This window comes from Bradyrhizobium sp. 61 (genome assembly GCF_023073075.1).
Lineage (GTDB): Bacteria > Pseudomonadota > Alphaproteobacteria > Rhizobiales > Xanthobacteraceae > Bradyrhizobium > Bradyrhizobium barranii.
This window is the reverse complement of sequence record NZ_JADPIU010000006.1, coordinates 172633-186083: the sequence shown is the minus strand read 5'-3', so window position 1 is coordinate 186083 and position 13451 is coordinate 172633. Positions and strand designations below refer to the sequence as shown.

At 61.4% G+C, this 13451-nt stretch carries 10 protein-coding genes; 6 read left to right on the top strand and 4 right to left on the bottom strand.

Translation table 11 applies throughout. The annotated features are described in order from the left end of the window. The first annotated feature begins 423 nt into the window (after positions 1 to 423). A complete protein-coding gene (locus IVB46_RS02625) occupies positions 424 to 1812 on the top strand; it encodes a hypothetical protein (protein ID WP_063984876.1) in 1389 nt (462 codons plus the stop codon). A 362-nt stretch (positions 1813 to 2174) separates the two neighbouring features. Beyond that, positions 2175 to 2564: a LysR substrate-binding domain-containing protein gene (locus tag IVB46_RS02620; protein WP_276009710.1), complete on the top strand. Its 390-nt coding sequence runs from the start codon at positions 2175 to 2177 to the stop codon at positions 2562 to 2564. 640 nt (positions 2565 to 3204) lie between these two features. Here the strand turns inward: IVB46_RS02620 and IVB46_RS02615 are convergent. The 4 genes from IVB46_RS02615 to IVB46_RS02600 form a co-directional block, all read right to left on the bottom strand. Then, positions 3205 to 3747, bottom strand: coding sequence for a 2'-5' RNA ligase family protein (locus IVB46_RS02615; RefSeq protein ID WP_166350621.1), 543 nt, complete (start codon positions 3745 to 3747; stop codon positions 3205 to 3207). A 209-nt stretch (positions 3748 to 3956) separates the two neighbouring features. Then, complete coding sequence (locus tag IVB46_RS02610) at positions 3957 to 4355, bottom strand: hypothetical protein (protein WP_166350619.1); 399 nt, start codon at positions 4353 to 4355, stop codon at positions 3957 to 3959. A gap of 223 nt (positions 4356 to 4578) precedes the next feature. Then, positions 4579 to 7761, bottom strand: coding sequence for an efflux RND transporter permease subunit (locus tag IVB46_RS02605; RefSeq protein WP_247314023.1), 3183 nt, complete (start codon positions 7759 to 7761; stop codon positions 4579 to 4581). A 1-nt stretch (position 7762) separates the two neighbouring features. After that, positions 7763 to 8983 (bottom strand): efflux RND transporter periplasmic adaptor subunit, encoded by a 1221-nt coding sequence (locus IVB46_RS02600; protein WP_247314026.1) that lies wholly within the window; start codon positions 8981 to 8983, stop codon positions 7763 to 7765. 354 nt (positions 8984 to 9337) lie between these two features. Between IVB46_RS02600 and IVB46_RS02595 the strand changes: the two genes are divergently transcribed. The 4 genes from IVB46_RS02595 to IVB46_RS02580 all read left to right on the top strand — a co-directional run bounded on the left by IVB46_RS02595 (position 9338) and on the right by IVB46_RS02580 (position 13450). After that, positions 9338 to 9622 carry a hypothetical protein gene (locus IVB46_RS02595; RefSeq protein WP_247341891.1) on the top strand — a complete coding sequence of 95 codons (285 nt, stop codon included), beginning with the start codon at positions 9338 to 9340 and terminating at the stop codon, positions 9620 to 9622. Positions 9623 to 9809: 187 nt separating this feature from the next. Beyond that, positions 9810 to 11054: an MFS transporter gene (locus tag IVB46_RS02590; RefSeq protein WP_247314029.1), complete on the top strand. Its 1245-nt coding sequence runs from the start codon at positions 9810 to 9812 to the stop codon at positions 11052 to 11054. Positions 11055 to 11312: 258 nt separating this feature from the next. Beyond that, entirely contained in the window at positions 11313 to 12077 is a 765-nt protein-coding gene (locus IVB46_RS02585; RefSeq protein WP_247314031.1) for an outer membrane beta-barrel protein, read from the top strand. A 179-nt stretch (positions 12078 to 12256) separates the two neighbouring features. Further along, the gene (locus tag IVB46_RS02580) at positions 12257 to 13450 is read left to right on the top strand and encodes a M20/M25/M40 family metallo-hydrolase (RefSeq protein ID WP_247341888.1); all 1194 of its coding nucleotides are present in this window, start codon (positions 12257 to 12259) and stop codon (positions 13448 to 13450) included. Position 13451: the final 1 nt, after the last annotated feature.

Here is a 13451-nt window from a genome sequence, read left to right as displayed (position 1 = left end):
CAGCCCTCCAAGAGCCGACCACCCATGAATCATTGAAAAATTGATTCGGGAATCCTATAAATCGCGATGAAATCAACAATCTGCCAAAGTAGTGCTAGGCCGTGTACCCATAAACCCCGCGGCGTGATGCGACGAAGGCTACGCCTGCTTTGCCCCAATAGCGACCAGGTTCGTGCGGCAGCACAAGAGGTCGCGATGGGCCATTCGCGACATTCTAGCGGTGCGCCGACGAATTCCGGTCTACCCCGATAGGCAGACATAACGCATTCGTGAACCTCGCCACAGGGCGACCGCTGTCCTTGCGAATGAACACAAGGGACGGCAGGGGCGACCAACCCTACAGCGGGAAAACTTGCCACAGCGCCTGCCTCGGCTGCATGTCAGGACGTTCGAGGCAGCATTCCCGTTCCGGGGAGGCGCGATATGCTGCAGTTGAAAGACAAGGTCGGACGGTTCGCGACGACAGGGCGCAGCTGCCAAAACTGGAAAAAGGATCAGGAGCTGGTCATTTCGCTGCTCAACAAGATCGCCATTTCCGACGGCGGCGCCGAGAACACGCTTAAACCACAGATGGTCGTGACCGGTTACGCCAGCGACGGCCTTTACAACTCGATTCTGTACTTCCAAAAGAAGAACTTTCCCGGCACGCCTGACGGCTATGTTCGGCCTGCCGGCCCGACATTCAGTCGGCTCGTTGAACTGTCGACGAAGGCGGCTGCCAAGCCCGCCCTGCCAAAGGGCCAATGGGACGCAATCGCGACTCCTTCCGTCGATGCTGCACTTCGCAAAGGCCTCATCGACGATTCAAAGCTGGACTACGCAGAGATCGTTGACATCATCCGGGCTACCGTCGCAGACGGCATGGTCACCGCATTCGAGCTGGACGACCTGACCACCATTGCGAACACCTCCAGAACGCTCTCCCCCACCTCGAAAAAGCTCATCACGCTCTTCGTCGGAGAAGAATACAAGGAGAAGCGCGGGATCGGACCGTACGACCTCAATTCCGACCAGAAAAAACTAGCCGCGGAAATGGTCTGCGATTTCCTGAAAAACACGAGGACGACGTTCTTTCCGAAGCTCGACCCACACCGCGTCGGCATAGGTATTCTCAGGCGCATTGCGAAGCCGAGCCTCATCAATCAAGATCAGGGAAGTCTGTGCGGGCCATCCGCCCTGATGTTCGGCTACGCGTCCGACAAGCCAGGGTCTTACGCGCGGTTCGCGATCGATCTCTATCAGAAGGGGCAGGCGAACCTTGGCCGCCTGCTGATCAAGCCGGGAAAGGATGTGAGGAACTTCACGCCACCCTGGTCGCTGGACCACGTCGATTGGCTGACATGCGCCTCCATACGCGATTCGGAGAACTGGTTCCTCGATTTCGACGACACAGGCAAGATCAGCGATCTTGCGGGTGTCACCCTGCCGAGCGAAATGGAGCAATGGTTTCGCAAGGCAGGATACCGGGACGTGCGGGAGAATACCAACATTTCGCGATACAACAAAGACATCGACGATGTAAACGAAGCCAACCGGCTGCTCGACAGCGGATATCGCGTATGTCTTTTCATAAGCGCCAATATGATCGACTATGACGACCAGTCCGATAAAGGCTCCGCGTTTACAATGCACTGGGTCGTGCTGCGCGAGAAGATACAAGTGATGAACGGGTACGTGAAGGCGAAGGTCTTCTCATATGGCGATGGAGACTACGTGATACCGCATCCGCAGGAAAAAACCGGTGCCGTCAAGCCCCTCGCCGTTCGGGACTTTCTTATGAATTTTTATGGGTACGTTGCTGCCAAGGGGTGACCGGGGCGAGAAGCGCCGAAGGCATCATCATGCTGGTCACGCACGAGATGGCCTTCTTCCGATGTCTCGACCTGCGTCGGCTTCATGAATGCCGGCATCATGGCCGAGGATCGGCACGCCCGAGGAAACCATCCGCCAGCCGCGCAGCGAAACGGCTGAAGGTTCTTGAGCCGGTTTCACGAGGCGCACCGAGGCTTGTACTCGCAGAACGCCCGGCAGTCAGGGCGCGTATGAGGTCCGCTGTGCCCCTGATAGCGGCGCAATAGCGGATCTCAGCAGAGGTCGGCTTTGGGTCAAAAGCAGCGGTCAGGGGTAAGCGCGGGGTGTGTCGGGTTTACCTCCGTCAGCTGACACGCTGAGACCTGAAGCACGGTTCGGCTCGACGATCGCATTCCGCAAGCCATCCGGTGGCGAAGTCGACTGAAATCGATCTTATCAGGCTCAAAGGGGATCCGCTCATTCTGACGCCGCGCGGATCGGCCTGGGTTGACACAGTCATCGCGGCCTGTCGGCGGGCGGGCTTCGAGCCGACCCTCGGGCAGTCCGCGCCGCAGATCAGCTCTGTCGTCAGCCTGGTGGCAGCTGAGCTTGGCTTTTCGCTCGTGCCGGCGTCAATGCGCCAGCTTCATGTAACCGGCGTCGCCTATCGTGAGGTCAAAGGGGACGCTCCAATCGTGCGCTTGGCCCTGGCGTTCCGGCGTGGCGAGACCTCGAAGATCGTCCGCAACTTCATTGCCCAGGCGGTGGCGTGAAACAGGGGGAGACCTCTGGCAACGCTCAACCTGCTGGCAACCATACGGGAAATAGACGCGACCGGCTCGGCTCAAACAAGCATAGATTGCGGCAGTTCGTCTCACGAGGGGCCAAGTGTGCTTGCCCGGGAAGGCGCAAAATATGTCACCCGCGGATTACGTTTTTGGTCTGGCTGTTGCGTTAGTTGTAACCCCTAAACCTCTATTTCGCGCCTCGTATCGAGCGGGACCGCATCGCAATGCAGTGGGGACGCAACGGCGAGCCAACATGGAGCGCCCCAAAATGGTTCGCGATGTGGGGAGTGGTTGTCTTCATGGGAGCTGTTCGGCTTTTTATTTGGCTGGTTTCGACCTATGCGCCGCAGAGCGTGCACGGCGTTGAACTAGGAATAGTCATTTTCTCGGTGGTCGCTTTAGCCTCCCATTTGTTCGTTTTGATGAAGGCGCGAGCGGCACACTGAGCTGGGTCATGAAAGTCGGCGATAGGACTTTCTGTTGTCAGACCTCGCACGGCACGTCTGCCTTGGGTCAAAAGCGCCGCTTTGACGCTCGGCTGCAAACTTCTGGTCTGTTCCAACAAACCGACATGTAGCTGTACCGCGTGAACGGAAGCGATGGGCCATAAGCTGCGGTGGTGGAGTTACGGAACGCTCTTGGGCAACTCGCGTTGCGCGACAATCCGCACGGGTGAAAAAACGACGCAATCGACTACGTCGAAAATCACTTCGATGCTTCCGTCGAACGACTGCGCAAAGGCGATAGCCTCTTTGCTCTTTCCATCCGTGATGCGCGTGCCAAGTGTGCAGTGGGGCGTCCAAGCGCCGGGCCTATAATGTGGCCGACAGCGGGCCGGGTCGATGGCTGCGCTGATTGAAGCGTGCCACCTTCCGAGGGTCTCGCTCGCTTCGGGCTCAGCCCACAGTACAAGTGGCGGGCCCTCGAACCACCTAATCCGTCTGAACGTGATCGGCAATTGTGCTCCGCCTGCACTCGCGGACTGCATTGCCTTCCACACTGTCTTGTCCTCAATCTCAGGCGAATCATAGATCGCGAATGTCAGATGTGGTCGGTACGCTAAGTTGCGCATCGACGGCTCGTCCTCAAAGACAGCAACTTGGTCCCACAACCGTTCGATTTTTTCCGCGGAAGCGTTATCGGCTCGTATATTGATTGCGACGGCCATTGAGCGCCCTGTTCAAGCCCGTGAAGTCCGTATCTTGGTCCACCCCTCGGAGGTCCGCAACGGGTCAAAATGCGAAGAACTCAGAGTGAGCAAAGTCAGTCCGCGCTACCCCACCAAGCGGACCTTGATGAAAGATGTCGCCACTTCGCTGATGGGCCAATACCGAAAGTCGAAGTCTCGGGTTTCATTGATGTTTGGCGGGAAGACCATCAGCGGATTTCTTGAGCATCATCACAGACCAATTGACGCGCCTTTGTTTCGACGATTTGAGCGCGCTTCAGATCCATGCTGGTTATTACCTCGAAGACCTTGGCGGCGCAGTCAAACTGAAGCTCGAACAGGTTGCTCTTGTTGAACGCTTCTCCGTCGACGATGTAGGCGGCGGCGTAATGGGCGGACTTCTTGCTTAGATCAATCGCGAATTTGGTGCCATCGTCGGCGCTCATCATCTGCCAGCGCGGTTTTACGAGCTTGCCCCGCCAGTTAACGTAGCCGTCGCGCCAGAGAAGTGGCGGCGTCTCCGGTGTCATGCGATCCAATGATTGAGCCCAGATGTCCGACGGCAACACCGTTAGAACGAACACGAGGACTTTGGTTTCGAACTTCATTGAGCCCACTCGTTTGGCAACATGATGTGCAGCAGCTCATCGTTGGCCGCTGCAAAATCGAACACCCGATTATGGCCGCTTTGGGTCATTCGCGTCTATCGAGCACTCCTCAGTTTCTGTCAGCTCCCCTGAGAGCCGACATGTGAGTGCCGGCAGAGCCACCATCAAGAGTTTTGCTGATTGACCGACCGCGCTCGCCGTCGTCGGCGCGGATGTCAGACAGTCACTCCGCCGCAAAGACCCCTGATTTCTTCCGGTCCAGCTTTTTGAAGACGTCCAGATCGCCGTCGTCGACAACGTCCTCTTCCTGAGGATCGCTTCCTGCGTGACGTTTCGGACTGAACCATTGCGAGACACGGTCCAGATAAAGATAGACAACCGGCGTGGTGAAGAGCGTCAGGACCTGGCTGACCAAGAGACCGCCGACCATGGCGTAGCCGAGCGGTTGACGCAGCTCCGAACCGGTGCCGTGGCCGAGCATCAGCGGCACGCCGCCGAGCACCGCCGCCATCGTGGTCATCAGAATCGGACGGAAGCGCAGCAGGCATGCCCTTCGAATGGCCTCAACCGGCGACAGGCCCTGATCCCGCTCCGCCGCGATCGCGAAGTCGACCAGCATGATGCCGTTCTTCTTGACGATGCCGATCAGCAGGACGAGGCCGATCAACCCGATCAAACTGAAGTCGAAATGGAAGATGAGGAGCGTCGCCAGAGCGCCGACACCGGCCGACGGCAGGGTCGACAGAATCGTCAAGGGGTGAATGTAGCTCTCGTAGAGCACGCCGAGAATGAGATAGACCACGATCAGCGCCGCCACGATCAGCAAAGGCACGGAGGAGAGAGACTCCTGGAACGCCTTCGCCGTGCCTGCGAAAGTCGAGGTGATCGCGGCCGGCACGTTCATCTGCTTTTCCATCGCGTCGATCGCCTGCGTCGCCTGGCCGAGCGCGACGTTGGGCGCGAGATTGAAGGAGATCGTCACCGCGGGAAACTGGCCCTGGTGATTGATGGCCAACGGCCGCACTGGAGCCGTGGTCCACTTGGTGAACGCCGACAATGGCACCTCTCCCCCAGTCGTCGGTGAGCGGAGGTAGATCTGCTCCAACGTGGACGGATTCTTCTGCAGCGAGGGCAGCACCTCGAGGACGACATAGTAGGTGGACAATTGGGTGAAATATGTCGCGATCTCCCGCTGCCCGAATGCGTCATACAGGGTCGCGTCGATCACGTCGGGCGTGATCCCGAAACGCGCGGCCTGATTGCGGTCGATCGACAGCGTCAGCGTGGTGCCCGACGTCTGCTGGTCGGACGCGACGTCGCGAAGCTCGGGCATCTCCTTCATCTTCGCGAGCAGCTTCGGGGCCCATGTGTTGAGCTGGTCCATGTCGGTCGACTGCAGCGTGAACTGAAATTGCGTACGGGACGCCCGGCCGCCGACACGTACGTCCTGCGCCGACTGGAGATAGAGCCGCGCGCCCTGGACCTTCGCCGTCTGGACCTGCAGACGACGGATGACCTGGTCGGCCGAGTCGGTACGTTCATCCCGCGGCTTCAACGTAATGTACATCGTGCCGTCATTGAGCGTGTTGCCGCTTCCGCCCATCCGCATCGCCATGTGGTCGATCGCGGGGTCCTTGAGCACGATCGCGCCGATCTCCTGCATGTGCTTCGCCATATCGGCGATCGACACGTCCTGCGACGTTTCGACGATTCCGGTGATCAGCCCGGTATCCTGTTGCGGAAAGAACCCCTTCGGGATGATCACGAACAGATAGACCGTCAGCGCGATCGTCGCGAAGAACACCATCAAGGTGATGAAGCGGAAACGCAGCACGAGGTCGAGGCCTCGCTCGTAGCCGTTCACGAGGGCCTGGAACATCCGCTCGCTGAGCATATAGAGCCTGCCGTGATGCTCCTCGTCGTGCGATTTGAGGAAGCGCGACGCCATCATCGGCGTCAACGTCAGGGACACCAGGGCCGACACGGCGATCGTCATCGCGAGCGTCACCGAAAATTCGCGGAACAGGCGGCCGATAATGCCGCTCATCAGCAATAACGGGATCAGGACCGCGATCAGCGAAACGGAGATCGAGATGATCGTGAAGCCGATTTCGCTGGCACCCTTGAGCGCGGCGGCCATCGGCGTCTCGCCCTCCTCGATGTAGCGGGTGATGTTCTCCAGCATCACGATGGCATCGTCGACCACGAAGCCGACCGCGATGGTGAGCGCCATCAGTGACAGATTATCGAGGCTGTAGCCGGCTATCCACATCAGCGCGCAGGCGCCCAGCAACGCAAGCGGCACCGTGATCGACGGAATAATGGTGGCCCAGACGCTGCGCAGGAAGACGAAGATCACCATCACGACGAGGCCGATCGTCAGCAGCAGCGTGAACTGCACGTCCTTCACCGCCGCGCGGATCGTCTGCGTGCGGTCCGACAGCACCGAGACCTTGATGGCCGGCGAAATGCCGGCCTGCAGATGCGGCAGCTGCTTCATGACGCTGTCGACGGTGTCGATGACGTTGGCGCCGGGCTGCTTGAAGATGACCAGGAACACGCCGGGCTTGCCGTCAACCCAGCCGTATTGGGTATTGTCCAGCGGCGCACTGACGGCATGGCCGATGTCGCCGACACGGACGGGACTGCCGTTCCGATAGGCGATGACGATGTCGTTCCAGGCCTCGGCCTTGGTGAACTGGTCGTTGGCATAGACGGTGTAGGTGCGCGTGTCCCCGTTGAGGGTTCCCTTGGGATTGTTGACGGTGATCACCGAGAGCGGGGTGCGCACGTCCTCCAGCGACAGGCCCTTGGCGACCAGCTTGGCGGGATCGATCTGGACACGGATCGACGGCGCCTGCTGTCCACCGACGCTGACCTGGCCGACACCGCTGATATGGCTGATCGCCTGCGCGAGCTTGGTGTAGGTCTCGTCGGACACCTGCGTCATCGGCAGCGTCGTCGAGGTGGCGCCAAGCGTGAGAATGGGTGAGTCGGCCGGATTGACCTTTCTGTAGGTCGGCGGGGTCGGCATGTTCTTGGGCAATTGCCCGCTCGCGGCATTGATGGCGGCGAGCACGTCGGAGCCGGCGCCATCGATGTTGCGCGAGAGATCGAACTGCAGAACGATCTGGGTCGAACTGGTCTGGCTCTGCGACGTCATCTCCGAGACGCCGGGAATGAGCGCAAATTGCGATTCGAGCGGTTGCGCCACCGAAGAAGCCATCGTTTCCGGATCCGCGCCGGGAAGGTTGGCGGAGACCTGGATGGTGGGGAAGTCGACTTCCGGCAGCGGCGCCACCGGCAATTGCGGATAGGCGATGATCCCGACGAAGACGATGCCGACCATCAGCAGCGACGTCGCGATGGGAAGGCGAATGAAGGGAGCCGAGATACCGCCAGCCATGTCAGTCAGCCGATCCGGTCTTGGTTCCGCTCGTGGCCGGAGTGGCAGTGGCGCTTGCATCCGCCATCGGCGCAGCCGCAGGCGCTTCCTCGACCAGCGCGCCATCGAACAGGCGTGACTGTCCGGCCACCACGATCCTGTCTCCGACGCTCAGCCCTTCGGAGACCACCGCATTTGCATCGCCACTCTGGCTGACCTTGATCGGCCTCGCGCTGACCTTGCCATTGTCGCCTATCACATAGGCGAACAGACTCGACGGCCCGTGCTGCACGCCATCCTGCGGCACGACGATGACGTCCTTGCGCGTGTCGATCAGCATCCGCGTGGTGACCGACAGGCCGGGCCACAGCGCATTGTCCTTGTTGTCGAAGCGCGCTTTCAGGCTGATGGTCCCGGTGGCCTGGTTCACCGAATTGTCCATGACCACGAGCCTGCCTTGCGACAGTGTCCTGGTTCCGTCCGAGGTCAGCGCCTCGACGGGCACCTCACCGGCGTCAAAGGCCTTGTCGATGGCCTGCAATTGCTCTTCAGGCTCCGTGAACTGCACGGCGATCGGCTGAAGCTGGGCGATGGTGACGATCCCCGTCGTATCCGCGGCATGCACGATGTTGCCGGGGTCAACCAGCCGGAAACCCGTTCGTCCGCTGATCGGCGCCTTGATCGAGGTGTAGCCGAGATTGGTCTGCGCATTGTCGATGGCGGCCTCGTCGCCCTTCACCTGCGCGATCATCTGATCGACCAGGGCCTGCTGGGTATCGAGATTTTGCTGGGTCTCGAATTGCTGCTTCGCGAGCTTCTGAAAGCGCTCCAGGTTCAACCGGTCGTTCCTCAGATTGGCCTCGTCCTGGGCCTTCTTCGCCACCGCCTGCTCGAGAGCCGCGGTAAAGGGGCGTTGATCGATCTCCAGAAGTGGATCGCCCTCCTTCACCATCTGTCCCTGTTTGAAGAACACCTTGATGATCTGACCGTCGACGCGGCTCTTGACCGTCACCGTCTTGAACGGCGAGACGACTCCGAGACCGTAGGCGCGCACGGGAAAGTCGGCCTTCTTCACTACGAACGAGGTGACGGGAATCTTCGCCGCGGCCTGACTGGCAGCGCTTTGGGCGGCCGCTGCGGCTGGCTTGACGCCCCCGAGGAGCTCATACCATACGCCATAGGCCACCGCGGCTATTGCAAGGATTCCAAACAGCGCAACGCTGAGCTTCGGTCGCGTTGACAAATTGATGGCCCTCTAACTGTTTGTACCTGCCTTCAGATAAGCCGACTGATTGCAGGTGAAACCGCCGCCTCGGATTGGAAGTATCGCGGACAAAATCCCAGCGTCAAAATGACGATCGCGTGCGAAAATCTGTACAAACTTTCATGTTCGCTCGCTGCAAAACGCAGTCGCGCAATCAAAGCGTCCAACGAAGGACAGGCAGAAACAAACAGAAACGAATTGGAGAGACGTGAGAGATCACCGCGGCATCACGCTGAATTGCGCCGGTGCTCGCGAATTTCAGGATCGCTCGCCTCAAGTCAGGCCTTATCATTGAAGTTCAGCAAGCGCTGCTTGATGGGAACGAGGCGCGAGATGAAGGCTGATCAACCGACCCCCCGGGGAAATTTCGTACCGTTTCGCGCGCGATCGGGAGGCGGCAGAGATCCGGTTGATGATGCACGATCCGGCAACATTTTGCGGATGCTCGACCTCTCGAAGTTCGAACACCATCGCCCCGCTGTCGAGAACCGCCCCAGCATGCGTTCCAACATCGCAGCGATGGTTCTGCTCGGGCTTCTCGTATTCATTGCAACAGAGGACTTTTCCAGGCTCGAGCAAGCGAACCTGTGCTTCGATAAATCGGAATGCAGGAATTGAACAGCGCTCGTCATCAACTGACGGCGTAACGACGAATCGCAGTTTCAGCGGCATCGACGCGGGGCCTGGCTCGATCAGCGGGGCTCCGGAAGACACAAAGCATCGTGCACCGGATCGGCCCTCCCCCATTGGCACCGTCCCGCCAATCGTGTAACCCGGCCGAAACCCTCGCCGGGACGGGACGCTGATGAGTGCGGTTGCCACTGATAACGCGGGAGATAGCACCCGCGCGCTGATCTTTGCGCTGCTTGCGCTCGCCTGCGGGCACATGCTCTCGACCTTGCTGCGCACCATTCCCGCCGTCAGCCTCGACCTGATGGCGGCGGATTTCCACATGGAGCCGCAGGCGCTGGCGAGCCTCACCTCGGTCTATCCCTTTGCTTTTGCCGCTGCGCAGATTCCGGTCGGCGCGGCGATGGATCGCTTTGGCGTGCGGCCGGTGTCGCTGAGCCTGCTTATGGGAACCGTGATCGGCGCCATCGCGTCGGGATTCGCGACGGGGCCGGAAAGTTTTGCGGTCGGGCAGGTGATGCTCGGCATCGCGACGTCAGGCATGCTGATGTGCCCGATGACGCTGGCGGCCAAGCAATTGTCGGCGGCGCGGTTCGGGCTGTGGTCCGGCGCGATCCTCTCGATCGGCAATATCGGCATGCTGCTGTCGTCGAGCCCGCTCGCCTTCGTGGTCGATCATTACGGCTGGCGCGCCGGATTCTGGATCTCCGCGCTCGGCGGCGTCCTCGTCGCGCTCGCGGTGTTCTTGCTGGTGCCGAGGCAGCCGGCCGAGCACAAGGACGAGTCCTCGCCGCTGTCGCAGATGATCGAGGTGCTCAGGCTCGGACTCTCGCGCCCCCTGCGTGGCCTGATCGCGCTGGCGCTGGTGTCGCTCGCGACCTCGCTGGTGCTGCGCGGCCTGTGGGGCGGACCTTGGCTGATGGAGATCAAGGGACTGACGCGGGTCGAGGCCGGCAACCAGCTCGGCGCGTTCACGCTGGCGATGATCGCAGGTCCCCTGTGCATCGGCATGATCGACCGCAGGCTCAGCCGCCGCCGCGAGCTGGTGGCGGGCACGCATATGGTCGGCGCGCTGCTGCTGGCGCTGATGGCGCTGGGGGCGCCGCATTATGCGGTCTCGATGCTCTTCGGCGTGCCCGTGATGCCGCCGCAATATGATCTCGTGCTGTTCGTGCTCATCGGCCTTGCGACCTCCGCCCAGCCGCTGCTGTTCGGCATGTCGCGGCAGCTGGTCGATGCGCAAACCGCGGGCAAGGCGCTCGCGGCGATCAACCTCGCCTTCTTCCTCGGCGCGGCGCTGATGCAGTCGATGACGGGCGCGGTGGCGGCATTCGCGGGGCTGCCGGCGGTGCTGCTGTTCATGGCGGCGGCGCTTCTTCTGGGCGCGCTGATCTTCCTGGCCTATACGCGGACTGCGTGAAGCAGCCTCGCACAACAGCGTGGCGCAGGGGATGCTCCCGATTCTTCCTGTCGCGCCAGCCTCTGTGAAAAGTCGCAACCTGCAGTGGCCGTTATTTCCACTGTGACCCGGTGGTTACAGCCGCCGCGTGACTCGCCGGATATTGTGACCGGATCGCGAAGTCGGACAACTCACCAGATGAAGTCGCTGGCCTGTGCGATGCCGACACGCACGATGCGCCTCAGGCGCCATTGCCGTTAGTTGAAGGAAGATCCTCGCATGACCACCAAAACCCTTTTCAGCGCCATTGCGCTGGCCGTTTCGACGTTGACCTCGGCCATGGCGGCGGACGTGTCGATGCCGTACAAGGCGGCGCCTGCGGCCCCGGCCTTCTCCTGGACCGGTTGCTATGTCGGCGGCAATGGCGGCGGTGGCCGCGGGGTCAACGAGCAGCAGCCCATCGTCGGGCAAGCATTCACCGCCAATCATAACAGCGGCTGGCTCGCCGGTGTGCAGGGCGGCTGCGACTATCAGGTCGGCTCCCTCGTGGTCGGCCTCGAAGGCCAGTTCGATTGGGCCGACATGAAGGACACCAGCACGACACTGATTCCGGGCGGCGCCGCCGGCTTCCTGCTGACGACCCAGCTCGATCGCGTCGCCACCGCGACCGGCCGCATCGGCTACGCCTTCGATCGCGTGCTGTTTTACGCCAAGGGCGGCGCCGCCTTCGCCCACTTCAATTATCAGATGACGCAGACCGATTTCGCCGCCTTCTCGGTTGATTTCAAGGGGTCGCGCGATGTGACGGGATTCGTCGTCGGCGCCGGCCTCGAATATGCGCTGCTGCCAAACCTGTCGTTGAAGGCCGAATACAATTATTTCGACTTTGGTACGAACGGCTACACCCTGAACTGCACCAGCAGTCCCGGATGTGCCGGCACTCCCTTCTTCCCGGCTAGCGTCCGGCAGAACATGCAAACCGTCATGCTCGGCGTGAATTGGCGATTCAATACCGCTGTCGCCCCGCTCGTCGCGCGATACTGATTTTTGTGCCGAAATCGTCGGCGGCGCGTCGTGTTCGGCGCGCCGCCGCCAACAACCGCCGTGGCTTTGATGCGGTGGTCCCCGCCCCGCCCTAAAACTCACCGAACTGTCCGAGAGGCCTTGCGAAACACGGCGCAGCGAAGGATGCTGACGCGTACCGTGCATCAAAGGACCATCTCATGCCTGTCGACACCAAAGCCGCCACCGACCGCCTCATGCGCTTCCTCTCCGTCGAGGGCGTCACCGGACAGGAGGCGGCGATCGGACGTGAGCTCACGGCCGCGCTGAAGGCGAGCGGCGTGCCGGCGAAGGCGATCCGGCTCGACGACGCCAACACCCGCATTCCCGTGCCGACCGAGACCGGTAACCTCATCGTCGACCTGCCCGGCCGCGGCGCGCTGCACAACCAGCCGCGCATCATGTTCATGACCCACATGGACACCGTGCCGCTGTGTGCCGGCGCCAAGCCGAAGAAATCCGGCCGCAAGATCGTCAACGAGGCCAAGACCGCGCTCGGCGGCGACAACCGCTGCGGCTGCGGCGTGCTGGTGACGCTGGCCGCCGAGCTCGCCAAGCAGAAGCTCGATCATCCCCCGATCACGCTGCTGTTCTGCGTGCGCGAGGAGAGCGGGCTCTACGGCGCGCGCCACGTCAAGCTGGACGAGCTCGGCTCGCCGGCGATGGCCTTCAACTATGACGGCGGCTCGGCCTCCAACGTCATCATCGGCGCCGTCGGCGCGGACCGCTGGAATGTCGAGATCTTCGGCCGCGCCTCGCATGCCGGCGTTGCACCGGAGCGCGGCATCTCCTCGACCATGATCATGGCGCTCGCGCTTGCAGACGTGAAGTCCAGCGGCTGGTTCGGCAAGGTCGTGAAGGGCAAGAGCCAAGGCACCAGCAATGTCGGCCCCGTCACCGGCGGCGAGGGCCGCCCGGCGGGCGATGCCACCAACGTCGTCACCGACTACGTCCATGTGCGCGGCGAGAGCCGCAGCCACGACGGAAAGTTCTTCAAGGAGATCACCAAGGCCTACAAGGCCGCGTTCGAGAAGGCCGCCAAGAAGGTGACGAACGCGCAGGGCAAGTCCGGCAAGGTCAAGTTCAAGGCCGAGACCGACTATTTTCCGTTCCGCATGAAGGACAATCTCCCCGTCGTCAAACGCGCGGTCGAGGCGGTGTCCGCGGTCGGCGGCACCCCGAACGTCCGCACCGCCAATGGCGGCCTCGATGCCAACTGGATGGTCCGCCACGGCGTTCCCACCATGACCTTCGGTGCCGGCCAGAACGAGGCGCACACGATCGACGAGTGGATCAACCTCGACGAATACGACCGCGCCTGCGCGCTGGCCGTGCAGCTCGCGACGATGCGGTAAG